The organism is Thioalkalivibrio sp. ALJ21, from assembly GCF_000378605.1.
GTDB lineage: Bacteria > Pseudomonadota > Gammaproteobacteria > Ectothiorhodospirales > Ectothiorhodospiraceae > Thioalkalivibrio.
This window is the reverse complement of record NZ_KB905156.1, coordinates 461,933-483,311: the sequence shown is the minus strand read 5'-3', so window position 1 is coordinate 483,311 and position 21,379 is coordinate 461,933. Positions and strand designations below refer to the sequence as shown.

21 protein-coding genes are annotated in these 21,379 nt (G+C 66.9%); 13 read left to right on the top strand and 8 right to left on the bottom strand.

Annotated features, from left to right (window positions below):
* Positions 1 to 65 precede the first annotated feature (65 nt).
* Positions 66 to 929 (top strand): c-type cytochrome, encoded by an 864-nt coding sequence (locus F579_RS0108330; protein ID WP_019023622.1) that lies wholly within the window; start codon positions 66 to 68, stop codon positions 927 to 929.
* 66 nt (positions 930 to 995) lie between these two features.
* Here F579_RS0108330 and F579_RS0108325 read toward each other — a convergent pair whose 3' ends face one another.
* The 3 genes from F579_RS0108325 to F579_RS0108315 are packed head-to-tail and all read right to left on the bottom strand — an operon-like array spanning position 996 to position 3,596.
* Positions 996 to 2,501: a YifB family Mg chelatase-like AAA ATPase gene (locus tag F579_RS0108325; RefSeq protein WP_019023623.1), complete on the bottom strand. Its 1,506-nt coding sequence runs from the start codon at positions 2,499 to 2,501 to the stop codon at positions 996 to 998.
* A 59-nt stretch (positions 2,502 to 2,560) separates the two neighbouring features.
* Positions 2,561 to 2,815 carry an accessory factor UbiK family protein gene (locus tag F579_RS0108320; RefSeq protein WP_012981566.1) on the bottom strand — a complete coding sequence of 85 codons (255 nt, stop codon included), beginning with the start codon at positions 2,813 to 2,815 and terminating at the stop codon, positions 2,561 to 2,563.
* A gap of 58 nt (positions 2,816 to 2,873) precedes the next feature.
* Positions 2,874 to 3,596, bottom strand: coding sequence for a pteridine reductase (locus F579_RS0108315; protein WP_018138211.1), 723 nt, complete (start codon positions 3,594 to 3,596; stop codon positions 2,874 to 2,876).
* Between the two features lie 133 nt (positions 3,597 to 3,729).
* Between F579_RS0108315 and F579_RS0108310 the strand changes: the two genes are divergently transcribed.
* Positions 3,730 to 4,863 (top strand): class I SAM-dependent methyltransferase, encoded by a 1,134-nt coding sequence (locus F579_RS0108310; RefSeq protein WP_019023625.1) that lies wholly within the window; start codon positions 3,730 to 3,732, stop codon positions 4,861 to 4,863.
* A gap of 70 nt (positions 4,864 to 4,933) precedes the next feature.
* Positions 4,934 to 5,944, top strand: a complete 1,011-nt coding sequence (tsaD, locus tag F579_RS0108305) for a tRNA (adenosine(37)-N6)-threonylcarbamoyltransferase complex transferase subunit TsaD (protein WP_012981569.1) — start codon at positions 4,934 to 4,936, stop codon at positions 5,942 to 5,944.
* A 9-nt stretch (positions 5,945 to 5,953) separates the two neighbouring features.
* Here the strand turns inward: tsaD and plsY are convergent, their stop codons facing one another.
* Positions 5,954 to 6,580, bottom strand: coding sequence for a glycerol-3-phosphate 1-O-acyltransferase PlsY (gene plsY, locus F579_RS0108300; protein WP_012981570.1), 627 nt, complete (start codon positions 6,578 to 6,580; stop codon positions 5,954 to 5,956).
* A gap of 105 nt (positions 6,581 to 6,685) precedes the next feature.
* Between plsY and F579_RS0108295 the strand changes: the two genes are divergently transcribed.
* The 10 genes from F579_RS0108295 (at position 6,686) to ccoS (ending at position 17,420) form a co-directional block, all read left to right on the top strand.
* The gene (locus F579_RS0108295) at positions 6,686 to 7,432 is read left to right on the top strand and encodes an alpha/beta fold hydrolase (protein ID WP_019023626.1); all 747 of its coding nucleotides are present in this window, start codon (positions 6,686 to 6,688) and stop codon (positions 7,430 to 7,432) included.
* Between the two features lie 10 nt (positions 7,433 to 7,442).
* Complete coding sequence (gene bioC, locus F579_RS0108290) at positions 7,443 to 8,315, top strand: malonyl-ACP O-methyltransferase BioC (protein WP_019023627.1); 873 nt, start codon at positions 7,443 to 7,445, stop codon at positions 8,313 to 8,315.
* A 206-nt stretch (positions 8,316 to 8,521) separates the two neighbouring features.
* Positions 8,522 to 10,009 carry a cytochrome-c oxidase, cbb3-type subunit I gene (gene ccoN / locus F579_RS0108285; protein WP_019023628.1) on the top strand — a complete coding sequence of 496 codons (1,488 nt, stop codon included), beginning with the start codon at positions 8,522 to 8,524 and terminating at the stop codon, positions 10,007 to 10,009.
* Between the two features lie 18 nt (positions 10,010 to 10,027).
* Positions 10,028 to 10,762 carry a cytochrome-c oxidase, cbb3-type subunit II gene (gene ccoO / locus F579_RS0108280; protein ID WP_018138218.1) on the top strand — a complete coding sequence of 245 codons (735 nt, stop codon included), beginning with the start codon at positions 10,028 to 10,030 and terminating at the stop codon, positions 10,760 to 10,762.
* A 29-nt stretch (positions 10,763 to 10,791) separates the two neighbouring features.
* A complete protein-coding gene (locus tag F579_RS0108275; protein ID WP_012981575.1) occupies positions 10,792 to 11,010 on the top strand; it encodes a cbb3-type cytochrome c oxidase subunit 3 in 219 nt (72 codons plus the stop codon).
* Complete coding sequence (gene ccoP, locus F579_RS0108270) at positions 11,007 to 11,930, top strand: cytochrome-c oxidase, cbb3-type subunit III (protein ID WP_012981576.1); 924 nt, start codon at positions 11,007 to 11,009, stop codon at positions 11,928 to 11,930. Before F579_RS0108275 ends, ccoP begins: the two co-directional genes overlap by 4 nt.
* A 160-nt stretch (positions 11,931 to 12,090) precedes the next feature.
* Entirely contained in the window at positions 12,091 to 13,491 is a 1,401-nt protein-coding gene (ccoG, locus tag F579_RS0108265) for a cytochrome c oxidase accessory protein CcoG (protein WP_019023629.1), read from the top strand.
* A gap of 271 nt (positions 13,492 to 13,762) precedes the next feature.
* Complete coding sequence (locus F579_RS0108260) at positions 13,763 to 14,590, top strand: FixH family protein (protein ID WP_012981578.1); 828 nt, start codon at positions 13,763 to 13,765, stop codon at positions 14,588 to 14,590.
* A 15-nt stretch (positions 14,591 to 14,605) separates the two neighbouring features.
* Positions 14,606 to 17,167: a heavy metal translocating P-type ATPase gene (locus F579_RS0108255; protein ID WP_038029721.1), complete on the top strand. Its 2,562-nt coding sequence runs from the start codon at positions 14,606 to 14,608 to the stop codon at positions 17,165 to 17,167.
* A 31-nt stretch (positions 17,168 to 17,198) separates the two neighbouring features.
* Positions 17,199 to 17,420, top strand: coding sequence for a cbb3-type cytochrome oxidase assembly protein CcoS (gene ccoS / locus F579_RS0108250; RefSeq protein WP_012981580.1), 222 nt, complete (start codon positions 17,199 to 17,201; stop codon positions 17,418 to 17,420).
* Positions 17,421 to 17,709: 289 nt separating this feature from the next.
* On the opposite strand, the gene rpoH is transcribed toward ccoS, so the two are convergent.
* From rpoH to ftsY, 4 genes are all read right to left on the bottom strand, one after another.
* Positions 17,710 to 18,579, bottom strand: a complete 870-nt coding sequence (rpoH, locus tag F579_RS0108240) for an RNA polymerase sigma factor RpoH (protein ID WP_012981582.1) — start codon at positions 18,577 to 18,579, stop codon at positions 17,710 to 17,712.
* A gap of 103 nt (positions 18,580 to 18,682) precedes the next feature.
* Positions 18,683 to 19,612 carry an ABC transporter permease gene (locus F579_RS0108235; protein WP_012981583.1) on the bottom strand — a complete coding sequence of 310 codons (930 nt, stop codon included), beginning with the start codon at positions 19,610 to 19,612 and terminating at the stop codon, positions 18,683 to 18,685.
* Positions 19,609 to 20,280 carry a cell division ATP-binding protein FtsE gene (gene ftsE, locus F579_RS0108230; protein ID WP_012981584.1) on the bottom strand — a complete coding sequence of 224 codons (672 nt, stop codon included), beginning with the start codon at positions 20,278 to 20,280 and terminating at the stop codon, positions 19,609 to 19,611. Before ftsE ends, F579_RS0108235 begins: the two co-directional genes overlap by 4 nt.
* 5 nt (positions 20,281 to 20,285) lie before the next feature.
* On the bottom strand, positions 20,286 to 21,329 hold the full coding sequence (gene ftsY, locus F579_RS0108225) for a signal recognition particle-docking protein FtsY (protein WP_012981585.1): 1,044 nt from the start codon (positions 21,327 to 21,329) through the stop codon (positions 20,286 to 20,288).
* Positions 21,330 to 21,379: the final 50 nt, after the last annotated feature.

Genomic DNA, 21,379 nt, shown 5'->3' with positions numbered 1-21,379 from the left:
GTGGGAAGACTTGGGCTAGGAACCATACGGCCGCGCGCGGCCCGCACCTTTCGGAGGAAGATCAAGTGGCGAATCAACCGATCAAGATGGACACCGGTAACAAGGTGTTGCTGTTCATCGCGTCCGTGGCGCTTGTTGCCACCCTGATTTTTCTGGTCAGCCACCTGGCGAGCTTCATCGGTCAGCTCAAGCTGGGTGAGCCGAGCGAAGCCGAGCGTGACCGGATCGCCGAGCGCATCCAGCCGATCGGTCGTGTGACCTCCGGCCCGGTCGACGCTGCGGAGGAGACCGCCGACCTGAGCCCGGGCGACATCTACAGCAATGTCTGTGCAGCCTGTCACGATACCGGCGCCTCCGATGCCCCGATCAAGGACGACACCGACGCCTGGGCCGCCCGCCTTGACGAGCGCAGCCTGGACGAGGTGTTCGACAACGCCATCAACGGCATGGGTGCGATGCCCGCTCGTGGTGGTGATTCCAGCCTGAGCGACGAGGAAGTGAAGCTGGTGGTCGCTTACATGCTGGATGAAGCCGGCATTGATCATGGCTGGGAGCCGGAAGACGCCAATGGCGACGAGAATGGCAACGGTGATGAGAACGGCAACGGCGAGGCCGTGACCGAAGATGACGATGCCGCTGTCGAGGACGATGACGCGCTGGAAGGGATCGCACTGGACGCCGGTGACCCGAGTCGTGGCGAGTCTCTGTACAGCACCTGCATCGCCTGCCACGGTGCGCAGGGCCAGGGTTCCCCCGCGTTCCCGAAGATCGCCGGCCAGACCGCCGAATACATCGCCGACAAGCTGGTTCGCTACCGCGCCGGCGAGACCGTCGGTGAACGTACGGGCCTGATGGCGCCGAATGCCGCCCGTCTGTCGGATGAAGATATCGCCGACCTCTCGGTCTTTATCGCGGCGTTTGACGACTGATCGGGTCTGACCCGGTCCCGAGGCCCGCGCCGGCAGCCGCCGCGCGGGCCTTTTCTTTGGGTGACCTTACTGCGTTCGCCAGTGATCGAGCGCGCGATAGCTGAGCGCCTCGGTCAGGTGGGCGGTGGTGATCGGATCGCTGGGTTCGAGGTCGGCGATCGTCCGCGCGAGGCGCAGGATGCGGTGATAGGCACGCGCCGACAGGCGAAAGCGCTCCGCCGCCCGGTCCAGCAATGCGCGATCGCCTGCCTCCAGGGTGGCGTGCTGGTCCAGCGCCTGGCCCGCCAGTTCGCGATTGAGGGAGCCCTGGCGTTGCCGCTGGCGTTCCTGCGCCAGGGCGACGCGTTGCGCGACGGTCCTCGAATCTTCGCCGGGTTCGCCATGCCAGGCCAATTCGGGCGGCGGGATGCGGGGGACCTCGATCGCCAGGTCAATACGGTCCAGTAGCGGCGCGGACAGGCGCCGCCGGTGGCGCGCCATCTGTTCCGGGGAGCACTGGCAGCGCGCCCCGAGGTCGCAGTCGAAGCCCTGTGGACAGGGATTCATCGCCGCTACCAGCTGGAACCGGGCGGGAAACTCGGCCTGCCGGGCGGCTCGGGCGATATGAATCGTCCCGGTCTCAAGCGGCTCGCGCAGGACATCGAGCACACTGCGCTGGAATTCGGTCAGCTCGTCCAGAAACAGCACGCCGTGATGCGCCAGCGAGATCTCGCCCGGGCGTGGTGTGGAGCCACCACCGACCAGTGCGACCCCCGAGGCCGTGTGGTGGGGCGAGCGGAACGGTCGGGCGCGCCAGTCGCGCTGCAGGTGGCCGGTGTCGCGCAGGCTGTGGATCGCGGCGGTCTCCAGTGCTTCCGCCTCGGACATCGGTGGCAGGATGCCCGGTATGCGTGCGGCCAGCATGGACTTGCCGCTGCCGGGCGGGCCGACCATTAACAGGTGGTGGCCACCCGCGGCCGCGATCTCCAGTGCGCGACGTGCCTGGTGCTGACCGCGCACATCGGCCAGGTCGGGGTAGCGATCCGGTTCCGCTTCGACGGGTCGGCCCTCGTCCAGCTCGCCCTGGCCCTGCAGCCCGGCGCAGACCGCGATCAGGTGGTCGGCGGTGCGCACCCGCGCGGCGCTGGCCAGTGCCGCCTCGGCCCCGTCCTCGGGGTTCACGATCAGCTCGCGCGCCTCATTAGCGGCTGCCAGTGCGGCGGCCAGCGTCCCGCCGACCGGTCGCAGGGTCCCGTCCAGTCCCAGTTCGCCCAGAAACTCGCGCCCTTCGAGGGCGCTGCCCGGGATCTGCTGGCTGGCGGCGAGGATGCCCAATGCGATGCCGAGGTCGAAACGCCCGCCATCCTTCGGCAGGTCGGCCGGGGCCAGGTTGACGGTGATGCGGCGGCGGGGAAAGTCGAAGCCGCTGGTCTGGATGGCCGCGCGGACGCGGTCGCGGCTCTCGCGCACGGCCGCCTCCGGCAGGCCGACAATCTGGAATGACGGCAGGCCGTTGGCCAGGTGAGTCTCGATGGTGACCAGCGGTGCCTGGATCCCGGCGACCGCACGGGCATGGCTGATGGCAATGGGCATCCTTGCCCTCCCTGTTGCGGGTCCGGGCCTCCGTGCCCGGTGGTTCTATGGGGAGTGTGTTACTCCGCGGTCTTGCGTTCGGCCTCGAGGGCCTCCACGCGGGCTTCCAGCTCGGCCAGGCGTTCGCGGGTGCGTTCCAGCAGCGCAACCTGGACGTCGAAGTCCTCGCGGGTGACCAGGTCCATGCGCTCGAAGCCGTGCTGCAGCGACGAGCGGACTTGACGCTGGACATCCTCCTGCATGTGGCGCACCGACTCCGGCAGGCTCTCGGTGATCCGGCGCGCGAGATCGTCAAAGCGTTTGGGGTCGATCATGGGCCGTTCTCTTCTTTTGATTCGATGATGCATTCAGTGTAGCGCGTCGCGCGGATCGTTACTGCGAGGCGGAGCGTCCGCCATCCACCGGGATCACCTGTCCGGTGATGTAAGGCGCATCCAGCAGCAGAAAGCGTACCGTACGGGCGATGTCGTCGGGGTGGCCCTCGCGTTTGAGGGCGGTGCGCTCGACCATCGCTTCGTGCGTCCCGGCATTGTTCGGATCCTCGGGCGAGAGGATCGCGCCGGGTGCGACGCCGTTAACACGCACGTCCGGGCCCAGTTCGCGGGCATAGGCCTGGGTCAGGGCCCAGAGTCCCGCCTTTGCCGCGGAATACACGGGGTAACCCTTCAGCGGGCGCAGGGCATGAATGTCCACGATGTTGACCACTGCGCCCCGGGTGCGCGCGAGCGCCGGCGCACAGGCCTGGGTCAGAAATGTGGGGGCCTTCAGGTTGGAGCCGACCAGGTCATCCCATGCCTGCGTATCGATCGCGCCGACCGGGGTCGCGTAGAAGGTCGAGGCATTGTTGACCAGGTAATCCAGCCGCCCCCAGGCCTCTTCCGCCTCGCGTGCCAGGCGCTGGATGTCGTTCAGGTTCAGCAGGTCGGCTTGCAGGATGCGCGCGCTGTCCTCGCGCCGGGCATTCAGCGAGTCGGCCAGGGCGGCAGCGTCGTCGCGCGACCCTCGATAGTGAATGAGCACGCGCAGGCCCTCGCCGTGCAGCCAGCGCACGATGGTCGCGCCGACCCGGCGCGCGGATCCGGTGACCAGCACCACGCCGGTTTCCGATCGCTCTCCCTGTGTGTGTTCCGTCACGTCATGCCTCGCCTTGGTACCATTTGTCGCCATGCTGCCGCCGAAACCTAGCACACCCACGCCGGACGACCCGGCTGCCGCCATCGCGCGGCAGATGCACGACTCCCTGCAACAGAGTATCGCCGCGCACGGCGGGTTCCTCCCGTTTGTCGATTACATGCACCAGGCGCTGTATGCGCCGGGGCTCGGCTATTACGTGAACGGGGCGCGCAAGTTGGGCGCGGGCGGTGATTTCGTGACCGCGCCGGAGCTGTCCTCGCTCTTCGGCGAGACCCTGGCCAGCTGGCTGGCCCCGCTGCTGCGCGACGAACTGGCGGGCGGCGGGCAGTTGCTGGAGTTTGGCGCGGGCAGCGGCCGGCTGGCCGGCGATGTGCTTGTGACGCTGCGCGAGCTGGGCGTGGGCTGGCAGTGCTACAAGATCATCGAGGTCAGCCCGGACCTGCGGGCCATGCAGCAGGAGCACCTGGCGGAACGCCTGGAGCCGGAGGAGTACGCCCGGGTGGAATGGCTCGATGCCCTGCCCGAGGAGCCGATCCGGGGTGTGGTACTGGCGAACGAGGTGCTCGACGCACTGCCGGTGGAGCTCTTTCGCTGGCGCGAGGGCCAGCCCTGGCAGATGGGTGTCACAGTGGATGGCGACGGCAGGCTGGTGCTGGCGGAGCAGTCGGCCCCCGAGCCACTGGCGGACGTCGTGCGCGAGCTGCAGGCGGTGCATGGCCCCTGGTCCGACGGATACACCTCCGAGTGGCGTCCGGCTCAGGCGGCCTGGGTTGCGAGCGTGGCCGCTTGTCTGGAGCAGGGTGTAGCGTTGCTGGTCGACTACGGGTTTCCGCGGGCCGCGTATTACGCCGCGGAGCGCCACCAGGGCACGCTGGTTGGCTATTACCGTCAGCAGATGATGCTGGACCCCCTGGCGCAGCCCGGGCTGATGGACCTGACGGCCAGCGTCGATTTCACTGCGGTGGCCGAGGCCGCGGATGCGGCGGGGCTCGATGTGCTCGGTTATGCCGCGCAGGGCGAGTTCCTGCTGGGTGCGGGTCTGGCGCAGCGCTTCGAGGCGCGCGTCGGCAGTGGCGAGGATGCCCGCAAGACCATGCAGGCCGCGCAGGCCGTGCGCATGCTGACCCTGCCCGGAGAGATGGGCGAGCGTTTTCAGGTGATGACCCTGGGTCGCGCCTGTACCGCGCTCGATTTCACCGCGATCCCCGATCGGCGCGGCCGCCTGTGAGGGACTCGCAATCCCGTCCGGTTCGCCCGGAATCCTTCCCCGCACCCGTGCCCCGAGGCATGCTGCTCTTATGAAAGTCCTGGGTATCGAGACCTCCTGCGACGAGACGGGCGTGGCGCTGATCGATGATCAGCGCGGCCTGCTCGCGCACCGGCTGTACAGCCAGACTGACCTGCACGCGGTCTACGGCGGCGTGGTACCGGAGCTCGCTTCGCGCGATCACATCCGGCGCCTGCTGCCGCTGCTGCGGGCGGTGCTGGACGAGGCGGGCGTGAAGGGCCCCGAGCTGGATGCGATCGCCTATACCGGCGGGCCGGGCCTGCTTGGGGCCCTACTGACGGGGGCCTCGGTCGCGCGTTCGCTCGCCTGGGGCTGGGGCGTGCCGGCGATGCCGGTACATCACCTCGAAGGCCATCTGCTGGCCCCGTTCCTGGAAGACGCCGGGCTCGATTTCCCGTTCCTGGTGCTGCTGGTCTCGGGCGGGCACACGCAGCTGATCCACGCCCGATCTCTGGGCGACTACGAACTGCTGGGCGAGAGCATCGACGACGCCGCTGGCGAGGCCTTCGACAAGACCGCCAAGCTGCTGGGGCTGGGCTATCCCGGAGGTCCCGCCCTGTCGCGCCTGGCCGAGCAGGGGGCGAGCGATGCCCTGCGCCTGCCGCGCCCGATGCTCGACCGGCCGGGGCTGGACATGAGCTTTTCCGGCCTGAAGACGGCCGTGCTGACTGCCCTGAACAAGCAGGAATACCGCCCGCAGGATGTCGCGCGCGCGTTCGAGGAGGCGGTCAGCGAGACCCTGGTGGAGAAGACCCGGAGGGCGCTGGAGCAGAGTCAGGCCCCGGCGCTGGTGGTCGCCGGTGGGGTGGCCGCGAATACCCGGCTGCGCGCGGGACTGCAGGCGATGGCCGCGCAGCAGGGGGTGCCGGTGTATTTTCCGCGGATCGAGTTCTGTACGGACAACGGGGCGATGATCGCGCTCGCCGGGCTGCGCCGCCTGCAGGCGGGCTGGACCCCCGACGACCAGGCCCCGGCGATCACGGCGCGTGCCCGCTGGCCGTTGGCGGAGCTCTCCGCCTGAGGCAGACCGCTAGTCTCGGGGCGGCTCTTCCGCTTCGGCTTCGTCCTTCTTGTAGCCGATCTTGCCTTCCTCGCCGCGCATCAGGCGGCGGATGTTGGTGTCGTGGCGGATGAACAGCACCACGGCCATGCCCGCCACGATCAGCGCGACCCAGAAGTCCGGCTCCAGGAACACGAAATAGACGGGTGCCAGGGTCGCCGCGACCAGGGCCGACAGGGAGGAGTAGCGCCAGATCGCGGCGACCACGAGCCAGGTCAGCAGCGTGAGCCCGCCGACCAGCGGGTTGAGCGCCAGTAGCACGCCCAGGGCCGTGGCCACGCCCTTGCCCCCACCAAAGCGGTAGTACACGGGAAACACGTGTCCGAGGAAGGCGGCCAGGCCGATCAGGCCAAGCGCCCAGGTCGGGAAGATGCCGAGCTGGGCGGCGACGAACACCGGCAGCCAGCCCTTGCCGACATCCCCGATCAACGTGATGATGGCCGCCTTCTTGCCGCCGTAGCGCAGTACGTTGGTCGCACCGGGGTTGCCCGAGCCCGTGTGACGCGGGTCCGGTAGCCGCAGCAATTTGCTCACGACGATGGCCGTGGAAAGCGATCCCAGCAGATACGCGATGACAATGCCCAGTACGATGTCCATGCAAACTCGACCTGAAGATTCGGTTGGGTGGGGTTCGGCGCGAACCGGCGCCCATGATACGCAAGCCGGGGCGCTGAGTTCAGGGTGGCGGCGGGTTGGCCCGCGATGACGCGCCCGACCCTGGTGCTGCTGCATGGCTGGGGGTTCTCCCCGGCCGTCTGGGCGCCGTTGCGTGCCGCGCTGCCCGGGTTCGAGATCCACGCGCCGGCCCTGCCCGGGCACGGGGAACTCGCTGGCGGCGAGGCCCTGGGCGATCCTGTAGCCACCTGCGAGGCCATCCGGGCCCAACTGCCGCGCACACTGTCGCATCCCGTCTGGGTGGGCTGGTCGCTCGGCGGGCTGGTTGCACTGGAGCTGGCGCGAACGATGCTGGATACCCGCGGGCTCATGCTGCTTAATGCCACGCCGCGTTTTGCGGCGGCCCCGGACTGGGCCCGTGCGCTGCCGGTCGCGGAGCTTGCGGACTTTCAATTGGCCCTCGAGGGCCCCCGACGGCGGTTGCACCGGCGCCTCGCCATGCTCTGTGCCAGGGGCTCGCCGGAAGCGGCCTCGCTGGCCGCCGATCTGGTCGGTGAGCTGGAGGGCGCCCCGGCGACCGATTCGGGCCTCGCGGCCGGGCTGGCCTGCCTGATGGAGTGTGACCAGCGCGCCTGCTGGCAATCCAGTCCGGTGCCGGTCGCGGCCTGTCTCGCCGAGGGGGACGCGCTGGTCCCGGCCACTGTGGCGGACGACCTGCGCGGCCTGCGTCCGGACGCCCGGCTGGCCGTGCGGCCTGGGGGGCATGCGCAGTGGTGGCGGGACCCGGCGCCCGTGGCGGCCTTTATAAACGAGTTTGTAGCGGCACTGGAGTGATCGTCGATCCATGACGGGGGCGGATGAATACGCACTGGACAAGGCGCGCGTACGCGACGCCTTCGGGCGGGCGGCCGCGGGCTACGAGGCCCATGCGGTGCTGCAACGCGAGGTCCAGGGACGGCTGCTCGAGCGACTTGATCTGGTCAAGCTGCAGCCCGCCCGCGTGCTGGATCTGGGCTGCGGGACCGGGGAGGCGCTGGATCTCCTGGCGCGGCGCTACCGCAAGGCCGAACTGACCGGTGTCGACTTTGCCCCGGGTATGGTCGCGGCGGCGCAGCGCCGCGGCCGCTGGTGGCGCCGGCCGCTGGCCGTATGTGCGGACATCGAGGCACTGCCCCTGCCGGAGGCGCACTACGATCTGGCGGTCTCCAGTGCGGCGCTGCAGTGGTGTTCCAGCCTCGATCAGGCCTTCACGGAGGTGCGGCGTGTGCTGGCGCCGGGGGCGCTGTGGACCTTCTCCACCTTCGGCCCGGATACCCTGAGCGAGTTGCGCGCGGCCTTTGCCGAGGTCGATGGCGGGGGTGCGCAACACGTGAATGCCTTTGTCGATATGCATGACATCGGTGATGCCCTGGTGCGCGCGGGGTTCGCCGATCCGGTGATGGATCAGGAGACCCTGACGCTCACCTACGGCGATTTCCAGACCCTGCTGCGGGATCTGCGCGGGGTGGGGGTGCGCAATGCGCTGGCCGGGCGTGCGCGCGGACTGCTGGGCCCGCGTCGGCTGCAGGCTGTGGCGGAAGCCTATGCGCGGGCGTTCGCAGTCGAGGATCGCCTGCCGGCGACCTGGGAGCTTGTGTACGGTCACGCCTGGGTGCCGGAGGCCCCGCCGCCCTCGAAACCGCAAGGCCGGGTGATTCCCGTTCGGCCGGTCTCTTGATCCAGATCAATCCGGGGCGATTGGCCCCTCGCAGAGCAAGACCATAAAGATGTATTCTCTCTGGCGCTGAAAGTTCCGCCTGACTTGGGGCTATTTCCGAGTGTTACAGGCGGTCTTGGTTTTTTGTGCGTCTGGAATGGGGTAAAGTTCACGCCCCCCGAAACCATCGGGACATCCGTGTTCCCCGCAGCAAGGTGGAAAAAGTCATGTCGCAAGCAGCCACTACGGCGGGTTCCGTACCCGCAACGTCAGTCGCTTCAACCGAGCAGTACAACTACGCGATCGTCAAGCGTTTCGCGATTGCCGCCGTCCTCTGGGGCGTGTTTGGCATGGCGGCCGGGGTCTGGATTGCCTCGCAGCTCGCATTCCCGTTCCTGAACTTCGATATCGCCCAGATCACCTTTGGCCGATTCCGTCCGGTGCATACCACGGCGGTCATCTTTGGTTTCGGTGGTAACGCCCTGTTTGCGACGTCGTACTATGTCGTCCAGCGCACCTGTCAGACACGGCTGTATGGTGATTCGCTGGCGAGCTTCACCTTCTACGGGTGGAACCTGGCGCTGATCCTCGGCGTGATCACCTACACCATGGGGATTACGCAGGGTCGCGAATACGCCGAGTTCAACTGGCAGATCGACCTGATCATCCTGGTCGTGTGGGTGGTCTACTTCTGGATCTACCTGCAGACCCTGCTGCGCCGGACCCAGCCGCACATCTACGTGGCGAACTGGTTCTTCATGTCGTTCATCCTGGCGACCGCGCTGCTGCACATCTTCAACAACCTGGAAGTGCCGGTCGGCATCTTCCACTCGCACTCCTACCCGCTGTTCTCCGGCGTGCAGGATGCGATGCGTCAGTGGTGGTACGGCCATAACGCGGTCGGCTTCTTCCTGACCGCGGCCTTCCTCGGGATGATGTACTACTTCGTGCCCAAGCAGGCCGGTCGACCGATCTACTCGTACAAGCTGTCGATCATCCACTTCTGGGCGCTGGTGTTCCTGTACATGTGGGTGGGCGCGCACCACCTGCACTGGACCGCCCTGCCGGACTGGGTCTCCACCCTGGCGGCGACCTTCTCCATCCTGCTGCTGCTGCCCTCCTGGGGCGGCATGATCAACGGCATCATGACCCTGTCGGGGGCCTGGGATAAGCTGCGCACCGACCCGATCATGCTGTTCCTGATCACCGCGCTGTCGTTCTACGGCATGTCGACCTTCGAAGGTCCGATGATGTCGCTGAAGAGCGTGAACGCGCTGTCGCACTACACTGACTGGACCGTCGGCCACGTGCACTCCGGTGCGCTGGGCTGGGTGGCGATGATCACCTTCGGTTCGCTGTACCACCTGATCCCGCGTCTGTGGGGCGTCAACCTGTACAGCCTCAAGCTTGTGTACGTGCACTTCTTCCTGGCGACCATCGGGATCGTGCTGTACATCACCGCGATGTGGGTGGCCGGTATCGGTCAGGGCCTGATGCTGCGTGCCTTCGACCAGTACGGGAACCTTGCCTACACCTTCACCGAATCGGTGGTGTTCCTGCATCGTCCGTATGTGGTGCGTGCCATTGGTGGCGGGTTCTTCCTCGCCGGCATGCTGATCATGGCCTGGAACATTGCCATGACCGTCCGCATGGGCATCAAGTCCGAAGCTCGCGAGCGTGAAGAAGCCCGCGCGGCCGAAGCCCGCACGGCCTGATAGGGAGAGACTAGATCCATGAAGCACGAAAGCGTTGAAACCAATGCCGGCCTGCTGATCATCCTGACGCTCGCGGTGATCAGTGTGGGCGGCCTGGTCGAGATCGTCCCGCTGTTCTACATCGACGACACGATCGAAGAAGTAGACGGCGTGCGCCCGTACACCCCGCTGGAGCAGCGCGGGCGGGACATCTTTGTCCGCGAGGGCTGCTACACCTGCCATTCGCAGATGGTGCGCCCGTTCCGTGACGAGATGCTGCGTTACGGCCACTACTCGCTGGCAGCGGAGTCCAAGTACGACCATCCGTTCCAGTGGGGCTCCAAGCGTACCGGGCCTGACCTGGCGCGCGTTGGTGGCAAGTACTCCAATGAATGGCAGGTCCAGCATCTGATTGACCCGCAGTCGCTGGTGCCCGAGTCGATCATGCCCGGTTATCCGTGGCTGGCGACCACGCCGCTGGACTACTCCGATGTCGCGGCGCGTATGCGTGCCCTGAAGCGAGTCGGCGTGCCGTACTCGATCACCGAGGAAGAGTACGAGGCCAATGTCGAGAAGTTCGGCGAACAACACGCCCGGATGTTCGACATCAACAACGCCGAAGAGATGCTGATCGAGCAGGCGCAGGCCGAGAACTTTGACGGCGACTCCTCGTTCATCTCCGAGATGGATGCCATGGTGGCCTACCTGCAGGTGCTCGGCACCATGGTGGACTTCAGCGAATACGACGACGGCCACTTCGCCGAGTTCCGTTAGGGAATTCGGCCCGGCCAAGGTTGGGAGAAATGGCAGCAGCCTGGGAATGGATCACGGATCTCGGCAACAGCAAGATGTTTGCGCTGGTGCTGTTCATGAGCACGTTCATCGGGATCGTGATTTACCTGTTCGCCAAGCCGAGCCGGGCCAGGAAGTTCGAGACGTATCGCTACATTCCTCTGGAAGAAGATGATTCGCACCTGGAGCCCACGGCCCGGCGCGACAAAACCGAGAGCGAAAAGCAATGAGCACACAGGACAACCGCGATAAGAACCAGGTCGAGACCACCGGGCACGTCTGGGACGGGGACCTTCAGGAATACAACAACCCGCTCCCGCGCTGGTGGCTGTGGGGCTTCTACGCCACGGTCGTGTTTGCGCTGGTCTACTGGCTGATCTATCCGGCCTGGCCCATCGGCGACAGCTTCACCAAAGGCTTTGCCACCATCACCTACGAGGTGAACGGCGAAGAGCGCACCACGCACTGGAATACCCGTGCCCTGCTGGCCCGCGACATGCAGACCGGCGAGTACGCGGTGCGCCAGCGCGAGATGCTGGAGCAGGTCGCCAGCCAGGACTACGAGACGATCCTGGCCGACGCCGACTCCATGAGCTTCGTCAACGCCTACGCCCAGGGCTCCTTCGGGACCTGGTGCGCGGCCTGCCACCAGGTCGGCGGCGCGGGTGTGATCGGGCAGTATCCGAACCTGCGTAACGACCACTGGAAGTGGGGCGGCACGGTCGAGCAGATCGAGCACACCATCCGCGAAGGTCGTCTGGGCTACATGCCGGGCTATCGCGACACGCTGACCGGCGATCAGATGAACGAAGTGGCGGCCTATGTCCTGTCGCTGAACGATTACGATGTTGACTCCGACCTGGCGGATGCCGGCGAACGGATCTTCACCGGCATGGAGGGCGGCTGCTTCCAGTGCCACGGCGAAGATGGCCAGGGCCTGGCCTCGCAGGGCGCGCCGAATCTGACCAACAACATCTGGGGTCTGATCGACGTGCAGGGTGCGGACAGTGACTCCGAGCGCCTGCGCCTGGTGGCCAACTTCGTCCGCGATGGTATCCAGCGCGAGATGCCGGCGTTTGCCGACCGCCTGTCGGACGACGAAATCAAGATGCTGACGGCGTACGTCCACTCGCTGGGTGGCGGTCAGTAAAGCCATTACTCCCGGGGTTCACCTGCGGGTGGGCCCCGGTTCGCACTACAGGGGTTCCGCACGGGTTTCTTGACGGCCGTACGGGCCCCTGCTTCCGTTGGGGAGACACTCCCTCGCACATGGTGGTGTGCGTACGCCGGGTTCATGCCCGGGAGGATTCATGGCGCAAGGCCAGCCAATCTACGAGGCTCGGATTCCGATCCACCCGCGATCGGTCAAGGGCCGTTTCCGCAATCTCAAGACCGGGATCCTTCTCCTGGCCTACGGGGTATTCTTTGGCCTCCCCTGGCTGCGCTGGGACCGTGACTACGGTCCCAGCCAGGCGGTTCTGTTCGACATCCCCAACCGGCAGTTTTTCCTGTTTGATCTGGTCGTCTACGCCCAGGACATCTTTTGGCTGGCGGGCTTTCTGGTCCTCGCGGCATTGCTGCTGTTCTTCGTCACCGGCGTGCTGGGCCGGGTTTTCTGTGGGTATTTCTGCTTCCAGACACTGTGGACCGATGTGTTCATGTACCTGGAGCGCAAGATCCAGGGCGAGCGGCCGGCCCGTATCCGGCTGTCCAAGCAGCCGTGGAACTTCGAGAAGGTCTGGAAGCTGGGGGCCACCCACCTGTCCTGGCTCCTGGTCGCATTCGCCACGGGCCTCGGTTTCGTCCTGTACTGGGCCGATGCCCCGACCCTGGTGCGTGACTTCTTTACCGGTGATGCCCGGTTTGCCGCCTATGTGACTGCGGGACTTCTGACCGCCACCACCTATACCTTTGCCGGACTGGCGCGCGAGCAGGTCTGTACCTTTATCTGTCCGTACGCCCGATTCCAGAGTGTGATGTTCGATCGCGATACCCTGATCGTTTCGTACGACCAGAACCGCGGCGAGGGAACGGCCGGTCGCGCGAAGGTGAAAGCGGGTCTGAAGACCCGCGAGGAGCGTCAGGCCGCCGGGGTCGGTGACTGCATCGATTGCGGGTACTGCGTCCAGGTATGCCCGACAGGGATCGATATCCGGGATGGGCTGCAGGTCTCGTGCATCCACTGTGCGCTGTGCATCGATGCCTGCGACACCATCATGGACAAGCAGGGGTGGCCCCGCGGCTTGATCGCCTATTCGTCCGAACGCGAGCTCGAAGGCGGCAAGACCCGCTGGCTGAAGGGCAAGACGCTCGGGTATGGCGCGGCGGTGCTGGTGGTCATCGGCGCGCTGGTGTTCAGCATTCTCGAACGCCCGCCGGTCGATGTGAACGTCAACCAGGTGCGCCAGCCGCTATTCGTGCAGATGTCCGACGGTCGTGTGCAGAACAGCTACGAACTGCGCCTGAACAACGTCTCCGACCAGGAGCTCGATTTTACGCTCGATATCGACGGCCTCGAGGGTGCGACGCTCGACCTGGGCCAGGTCGAGCAGATCCGGCTTGAACCCGGCCAGCGGCTGACTGTGCTAGCCCGCGTGCGCCACGACGTGGAGGCCGGAGCGGGTTCGCCGATTCGCTTCTATTTCGTGATCAGCGATCGCGAGGGGCGGATCGACCCGGTCGAGGCCGATGCCCGCTTCAGCCACCGCTAATCGCGCGGGAGACGCTGCATTATCGGTGTGTCCCCGCGGCACATGGACGTGCCGCCGGAGATCGACCACCGCAGGTGGTTGATTCCGAAGCAAGCTGAAAACCCCTTTGCTCGTGCAAAGGCATCAAGACGGTGAAGCGCCGCGTGCGGCTCTGAAAGCCAGGAAGGCTTTATTTGGCGCTTTTGTAAGTTACGACAATCCGGCTGGCGAAACTGGCGCGCCGCCATCCGAGTGATACCCTGCTGCGCCGGAACGACACGATGAAGACATCATGAGCAATCTCGTCATCTCACTTGGACTGGGCAGCGCCGCGCTCGCGTTGCTGTTCGCGCTGATCTACAAGTTCACCCGTCTGCGCGCCTACAACACGGCGGCCGTAGTGGTGGCGATCATGCTGTTCGTGTTCATCCCGACCTCCATCCTCACCTGGCAGGGCGCGGATGTATTCGCGATCCATCTCGCGCTGTACATCATCGTGCCCTACGGGCTGGGAATCATCCTTACGCAGAAGGAGGCCGAAGCCGAGGATGGGCAAAAGGGCTCGTTCAGCCTGCACTGGGCGCCGCTGGTGATTGTCGGATTCTTCACGATCATCGCCTCCGTCCAGGCGGTGCTGATCACGCTCGCCCACAACGGCATGCCCGAACGGTTTATCGGCACCCTGCTGCCCGAACCGGAAAATCCTGCCGAACGCGTGACGTCAGCCTTCCCCGGGACGGTGGGCGGCATCCAGGAGCGCGACGAGGCCCTCGCGGTGCACCGCATGACGCGGCTCCAGGAGCAGCGCGAACTCGGCTGGCAGGTGCGCCAGGGCTGGGTGGAAACCCCGGTCGAAGGGGAAACCGCCACGTTCCAGGTGGAGGTCCTCGATGCCGAAGGACGGCCGATCTCTGACGCCGACATTCGCGGCACCTTCATGTGGGTCGCCGACGAGCGCCGCGACCAGGCCTTCGATATGCAGCCGATCGGTGAAGGGCTCTATCAGGTCGAGCTGACGCTGCCGTCACCGGGGCGCTGGGACCTGCGCTTCCATGTCGAGCATGACGGCCAGCTGGTCGAACAGCAGGCGCGTACCCGCGTTCGCGGCCAGTCCAGCTAGTCTCGCCGACCGCCGGTGAGCGGATCTCGTCCCCAGGTGGAGTCCACGGGCACGCCCGCTGACGCGGACGGTGGCTGTTTTCATTGTGGCCTGCCGATTCCGGGTGGCGCGAACTACCCGGTCCAGTTCGAGGGACGCGAGCGGCCCACCTGCTGCCCCGGCTGCCAGGCTGTCGCCGGGGCCATCATCGAGCGCGGCCTGGGCGCCTACTATCACCACCGCCCGGCGCCGCCCGGGCAGGCCGGCGAGCCCCTGGTCCCCGACGAACTGCGGGAGCTCGAACTCTTCGATACCGAGGCCGTCCAGCGCTCGTTCGTGACCCCGGCGTCAGACGCCGCCACCACCGGCGGGTCCCGGCTCGAGGCGGCACTGATCCTCGAGGGGATCACCTGTGCCGCCTGCGTCTGGTTGAACGAGCGCCATGTGCAGTCCCTGCCGGGCGTGATCGCCTTCAGCATCAATTACTCGACCCATCGCGCCCGCCTGGTCTGGGACCCGGAGCGCATCGCCCTGTCCGCGATCCTCAAGGCGATCCGCGATATCGGTTACCACGCCCACCCCTACGACCCGGGCACCCGCGAAAAGGCGATTGCCCGCGAACGCGGTCTAGCCCTGCGCCGAATCGGGGTGGCCGCGCTCGGTATGATGCAGGTGATGATGCTGGCGCTGGCCATCTGGCTGGGCGAAGACGATGCCCAGCACGCCGACCTGATGCAGTTCATGCGCTGGGTGGCAGCGGCCCTGACCACCCCCGTGGTGTTCTACTCGGCTATCCCGTTCTACCAGAGCGCCTGGCGTGACTTGCGCCAGCGCCGGCTCGGCATGGACGTCCCGGTCAGCCTGGCCATCATCGTCACCTATGTGGCCAGCCTGTACGCGGTCCTGCTCGGGACCGGCGAGCATGTCTACTTCGAGTCGGTGGTCATGTTTGTGTTCTTCCTGCTGACCAGTCGCTACCTCGAGTTGATCGCGCGACAGCATGCGAGCCAGGCCATCGATCGCCTGGATCGACTGGTGCCGGCGCTGGCCCATCGTCTGGATGCCGGTGGGCAGGAAGAGCCCGTGGCTCTTGGTGACCTGAGCCCCGGCGACCGTGTGCGCGTCCGGCCTGGGGAATCCGTCCCGGCCGATGGCTTCGTCGTCCAGGGACGCTCCACGATTAACCGTGCCCTGCTGACCGGCGAACCGGACCCCGCGCCGGTTGCCGCTGGCGACGAGGTCGTGGGCGGCACCATCAATGTCGATGGGCCGCTGATTGTCGAGGTGCGCCACGTTGGCGCCGAGACCACGCTGGCCACGATCCAGCGCCTGCTCGATCGTGCGCAGAGTGAGAAACCCCGGATCGCCCGTATCGCCGAAACCGGGACTGGCTGGTTTGTCGGGGCGGTCCTGCTCCTGACCGCCCTCGCAGGCCTTGTCTGGTATGCCTGGATCGACCCCAGTCGGGCGCTGTGGGTGATGGTGGCGATGCTGGTCGCCACCTGTCCCTGCGCATTGGCGCTGGCAACACCCGTCGCGCTCACCGCGACGACGGGCACGCTGTCACGCCTGGGGCTCCTGGTAACGCGCGGCCGTACCCTGGAGGCCCTGGCGCGTGTCGATACCGTCTGCCTGGACAAGACGGGCACCCTGACCGAGGGCCGCCCGCGCCTCGTGGCACAGCAGGATCATGTGGCGCCGCCACCAGGGCAGGACTGGCGCACGTGGGCCGCGGCGCTGGAGGCCCATTCGGAACACCCTCTATCGCGGGCCTTCCGTGCGGCCGTGCCCGCCCCCGGCGTGGCCGCCCAGGCCGTCCATAACGAGCCGGGCAGTGGCCTGGTCGGCCAGATTGACGGGCGCGAGGTGGCGATCGGGGGGCGCGCAATGTTGTCGCAAGCGGAACCCCCGGCCGTCGAGGTCCCGGCGGACAGCCCGCTTGCATCGCCGGTCTGGCTGGTGGTGGATGGCCAGCCGGTTGCGACCTTCTGGCTCGCCGACACACCACGGCCCGAGGCGGCCGAGACGGTCGCGACGCTGCGTGCGCGCGGGCTCGAGGTGATCCTCCTGACCGGCGACCGTCCGGAGGCGGGACAGCGCTTTGCCGAACACCTGGGCATCGACCGGTTCCATGGCGGCCTGACGCCGGAGGACAAGCTGCGCCATGTACGCGACCTGCAGGCCGCGGGCCGTACGGTGCTGATGGCCGGGGAAGGCATCAACGACGCGCCTGTGCTCGCCGGGGCCGACGTCTCCCTGGCCATGGGTGGCGGCACCCGTCTGGCGCAGACCCAGGCCGATCTGGTGCTGACTTCCGACCGCCTGGATCGGTTGCCGGAGGCGCTGGATCAGGCGCGGCGCACGACGCGGATCGTGCGCCAGAACATCGCCTGGGCCATCGGCTACAACGTGGTGGCCCTGCCGATTGCCGCTGCCGGTCTGCTTACGCCCTGGCTGGCAGCGTTGGGGATGTCGATGAGTTCGCTGCTGGTGGTGGGGAATGCCCTGCGTTTGCGTCCGGGGCGCGACCGCGTGGCTGCCCCGCGCGAGCACGCCAGCCGTGCGCCTGCCGAGGCGTCCGTCTCGCCCCCGGGTTGAGGCCCGACGCAGGACGAGTAGACTGGGCGCCATGTCGATTCTGTACCTGCTGATTCCGCTGGCGATGCTGTTTGCCCTGGTCGTGGGGATGGTCCTGCTGTGGGCGATACGGTCGGGGCAGTACGATGACCTCGAGGGTCCGGCGCACCGTATCCTGATGGATGACGATGACCCGCGGATCCCGACTACCGAAGACGACGAGAAGGACCAGACTTCCGGGGAGACGCAGAGACCGGAAGACCGACCGCGCTGATCCGGAAACTTGCGCCGGGACCTACTCCCGCTTACCCTTTACCCATTCTTAAATCGATGTGTGTTGAGGGCTTTGGCTATGCGTGAGTGGTTTACCTTTGCGAACTTCCCGTTGACGTTCACCGCCGCCCTGATCATCTGGTCCTGGATCAGCTTCTTCTCGGTGATCCTGTTCGGCGGCTGAGCCGGGGATTCCCGCGCGCCGCCTGAGCGGCGTCGGAAGCCATGAAAAAGGCCCCGATCGCGCAAGCGGTCGGGGCCTTTTCGTTGGGTGCAGCCGGGGTGTCGCGTCAGTCGGCGAAGGCGGTGCGGATGCGCTTGATCGCGTTGTTCTCGATCTGCCGGATGCGCTCGGCGGAGACGCCGTATTCCGCCGCCAGTTCGTGCAGCGTGGCCTTGGGCTCGCTCATGTAGCGCCGCGCCAGGATGTCGCGGGAGCGTTCGTCCAGCTCGCCCAGGGTGCTGGCCAGCCGCTCCTGATAATGGCGATCCCAGTCCTCGTCCTCGGCCACCTGCGCCGGGTCGTCGCTCATGTCCTCGATGCTCAGGCGCTGGGCCGGGGCCAGGTAGGTGTGCTCGTCGTCGCTGTCGGGCGCGGGGTCAAAGCTCGCATCCTGACTGGACAGTCGCCGCTCCATCTCCCAGACGTCATTCTCGGAGACCCCGAGGTCCCTGGCGACGGCGGAGACCTCGTCGTTCGACATCCAGCCCAGACGCTGCTTGGCGCTGCGCAGGTTGAAGAACAGCTTGCGCTGCGCCTTGGTCGTTGCCACCTTCACGATGCGCCAGTTGCGCAGGATGAACTCGTGGATCTCGGCGCGGATCCAGTGCACCGCGAACGAGACCAGGCGCACCCCCTGGTTCGGGTCGAAGCGCCGCACGGCCTTCATCAGGCCCACATTGCCCTCCTGGATCAGGTCGCCCAGGGGCAGGCCGTAGCCCTGGTAGCCGCGGGCCACATGCACGACGAAGCGCAGGTTGTGCAGGATCAGTTGGCGCGCCGCGTCCAGGTCGTTGCGTTCGTGCAGCGACCGGGCGAGTTCGCGCTCGTGTTCCGGGTCCAGTACCTCGATCCGGCTAACCGCCTGCATGTAATGGTCCAGGTTCCCGACGGGAACGGGCAGGTCTGCATGCACGGTTGCCAGGGCCTTGCTGCTCATCGTGATGGATGCCTCCTGATAATAAAGTCAGAGATTAGCACTCGTGTACGTAGAGTGCTAAACCCGCTGAAAGTTCCGGGAGTTTTTGTGGCTCCGCGCGGGCTCAGGGCGCATCGCGCAGGGCGTGGCCGCTGCCCAGGCGCGCGCCCAGCCAGCCCAGTATCAGGCCCACCAGTATCAGGCCCAGCAGATCCCCGGCATGCGGCAGGCGCAGGGTGAACTCCAGATCAAACGCGGCGGCCGCCTCGGTCAGCGGTTCGCGGCTCAACGCAACCCCCACCAGCAGCAGGATAACGCTGAAAATACCCCCACCGAACCCGGTCAGCACACCCCCGTACAGCGACGGGCGGCGCAGAAAGCGGTGGGTGGCGCCACTGATGCGCGAGATCGCGATCTCTTCCTGCCGCTCGCGCAGTTCCGAGGCGGTGGCGAGCGCCAGGATCAGCACGGCGCCGAGGCCCAGCAGCGCGGCAACCACGGACAGGATGCGCAGGCCCAGCTCGTGCAGGCTGTTGAGCTGGCGCACCCACTCGTCGTCGGCGACCACCCCGGCCTCGGGCGCCAGCGCTCGCAGGTCGTCACGCAACGCCGCCACCGTAGCCGGCTGAGTGCTGGCGGGAACGACATCGATTACGTCCGGCAGCGGGTTGTCCTCCAGCCAGTCCAGCAGCTCCGGGTCCGGCAGGCTGTCGCGGTAGGCGCTCAGTGCGGTGTCGGCGTCGATGCGCTCCCAGCGTGCAACGCGCTCGTCGTCATCCAGCGCATCCTGCAGCCGGTCGGCGGTCTCCTCGTCGACCTGGTCGAGATAGAGTGCGATACGCGGATCGTGGTCGACGTGTGCCGACAGGGCGCGCGCGTTGTCGAGCAGTACCCAGAGGTAGGCGGGGAGCGCGAGGATGAAGCCCAGTACCGCGATGGTAATCAGGCTCAGTATCGGGGCCTGCAGTCGCCGGCCAAGGCTGCGCCGGGCGGCATCGCGGTGGCTGTCCAGCCAGGCGGGCAGGGCATCGAGCAGGCGGCGCCCGGGTCTCATGCGCGCGCCCCGCCGCGGGCCTCGATGCGGCCGTCTTCCAGGTGCAGCACCGGTTTGCCCATGCGGCCGATCAGCTCCTGGTCATGACTGGCGATCAGGGCGGTCATGCCGACGCGGTTGAAGTCGTCGAACAGCGCGAGGATCTCCTCCGACAGGGCCGGGTCCAGGTTGCCGGTTGGTTCGTCCGCGAGCAGCAGCACAGGGCGATGCACGATGGCGCGGGCGATGCCGACGCGCTGCTGCTCCCCGGCGGACAGGGTGCGCGGGTTGACCGTCTCCTTGTGCAGCAGGCCGACCTTGTCCAGCGCCGCGCGCACGCGCTTGCGCATCTCCGGGCGGCGGTAGGCGAGGATCTCCAGGGGCAGGGCGACGTTGTCGAACACGGGGCGGTCGAACAGCAGGCGGTGATCCTGAAAGACCAGGCCGATGCTGCGGCGAAAGCGCGGGATGGCCCGCGCCGACAGTCGGTCCAGTTCGTGTCCATTCACGCGGATACGGCCGCGGGTCGGGCGTTCCAGACCGGCGATCAGACGCAGCAGCGTACTCTTGCCGGCACCGGACGGGCCGGTGACGAAGGCCATGGCGCCCGCATCCACCCTCAGGCTGACATTGGACAGCGCATCGGCCGCGCTGCCAAAGCGCTTGGTTACGCGCTGCAACTGAATCATGCCGGCTAGTTTTCCTCGCGGCCCAGCAACGCGCGTACGAACGCGCGGGCATCAAAACGCTGCAGGTCTTCGGCCTTCTCGCCCACGCCGATAAAGCGCACGGGTACCCCCAGTTGCTCGGCCAGCGCGAACAGGACGCCGCCCTTGGCGGTCCCGTCCAGCTTGGTGACCACGATCCCGGTCAGCCCCAGGGCCTCGTGGAACTGCCGTGCCTGGCTTAGCGCGTTCTGGCCGGTGCCGCCGTCGACCACCAGCAGTACTTCGTCCGGCGCGTGTTCGTCCAGCCGGCCCATCACGCGTTTCACCTTGCGAACTTCGTCCATCAGGTTGGTCTGGGTGTGCAGGCGTCCGGCGGTATCGGCGATCAGGATATCGGTCTTGCGCGCCTGAGCGGCCTGGAGGCCGTCGTAGACCACGGAGGCCGAGTCGGCCCCGGTCCCCTGGGCGATCACCGGGACGCCATTGCGTTCCCCCCACGTCTGCAGCTGTTCCACCGCGGCCGCGCGGAAGGTGTCGCCTGCGGCCAGCAGCACCGAGCGGCCCTCGTCCTTGAAGCGATGCGCCAGTTTGCCGATCGTGGTGGTCTTGCCAGCACCGTTGATGCCGACCACCAGGATTGAAAACGGCCGCTCGGCCTGCGGGATATCCAGGGGGCGAGAGACCGGTTCCAGGATCTCCACCATTGCGGTCTCGAGCGCGTCCATCAGCGCGTCGGCGTTGTCCAGCTCGCGCCGTTTTACCTCGCGGGTGATACGATCCATGATCCGCTGGGTCGCATCCAGGCCGACATCGGCCAGGAGCAGGCGCTCTTCCAGTTCCTCGAACAGCTCGTCGTCGATCTTGCGCCGGAACAGGCTCTTGAGGTCGCCGCCGAGGGCCTGGCCGGTCTTGGCCAGGCCCTGGCGCAGGCGCTGGAACCAGCCGCCCCGGGCCGGTTGCGCGTCGGGTTCCGGCTCGGGCGCCGCCGCGGTTTCCGGCGGGGCCTCCGGCGTGGTTTCCGGGCTGGGCGTGGCGGAGTCTTCGGATTTCTTCTTGCGGAAACCGAACATGTTTCAGGTGGTCCAGTAGAAAGTGTTCATGCTAGCACGGGGATCGTATT

Coding starts and splice junctions, on each gene's coding strand:
- ccoO (WP_018138218.1), top strand. CDS start 10,028: ATGAAGCACGAAAGCGTTGAAACCAATGCCGGCCTGCTGATCATCCTG.
- F579_RS0108295 (WP_019023626.1), top strand. CDS start 6,686: ATGACGCGCCCGACCCTGGTGCTGCTGCATGGCTGGGGGTTCTCCCCG.
- F579_RS0108275 (WP_012981575.1), top strand. CDS start 10,792: ATGGCAGCAGCCTGGGAATGGATCACGGATCTCGGCAACAGCAAGATG.
- ccoN (WP_019023628.1), top strand. CDS start 8,522: ATGTCGCAAGCAGCCACTACGGCGGGTTCCGTACCCGCAACGTCAGTC.
- ccoG (WP_019023629.1), top strand. CDS start 12,091: ATGGCGCAAGGCCAGCCAATCTACGAGGCTCGGATTCCGATCCACCCG.
- tsaD (WP_012981569.1), top strand. CDS start 4,934: ATGAAAGTCCTGGGTATCGAGACCTCCTGCGACGAGACGGGCGTGGCG.
- F579_RS0108325 (WP_019023623.1), bottom strand. CDS start 2,501: ATGCCCATTGCCATCAGCCATGCCCGTGCGGTCGCCGGGATCCAGGCA.
- ftsY (WP_012981585.1), bottom strand. CDS start 21,329: ATGTTCGGTTTCCGCAAGAAGAAATCCGAAGACTCCGCCACGCCCAGC.
- rpoH (WP_012981582.1), bottom strand. CDS start 18,579: ATGAGCAGCAAGGCCCTGGCAACCGTGCATGCAGACCTGCCCGTTCCC.
- F579_RS0108260 (WP_012981578.1), top strand. CDS start 13,763: ATGAGCAATCTCGTCATCTCACTTGGACTGGGCAGCGCCGCGCTCGCG.
- ccoS (WP_012981580.1), top strand. CDS start 17,199: ATGTCGATTCTGTACCTGCTGATTCCGCTGGCGATGCTGTTTGCCCTG.
- F579_RS0108235 (WP_012981583.1), bottom strand. CDS start 19,612: ATGAGACCCGGGCGCCGCCTGCTCGATGCCCTGCCCGCCTGGCTGGAC.
- bioC (WP_019023627.1), top strand. CDS start 7,443: ATGACGGGGGCGGATGAATACGCACTGGACAAGGCGCGCGTACGCGAC.
- F579_RS0108310 (WP_019023625.1), top strand. CDS start 3,730: ATGCACGACTCCCTGCAACAGAGTATCGCCGCGCACGGCGGGTTCCTC.
- F579_RS0108320 (WP_012981566.1), bottom strand. CDS start 2,815: ATGATCGACCCCAAACGCTTTGACGATCTCGCGCGCCGGATCACCGAG.
- ccoP (WP_012981576.1), top strand. CDS start 11,007: ATGAGCACACAGGACAACCGCGATAAGAACCAGGTCGAGACCACCGGG.
- ftsE (WP_012981584.1), bottom strand. CDS start 20,280: ATGATTCAGTTGCAGCGCGTAACCAAGCGCTTTGGCAGCGCGGCCGAT.
- plsY (WP_012981570.1), bottom strand. CDS start 6,580: ATGGACATCGTACTGGGCATTGTCATCGCGTATCTGCTGGGATCGCTT.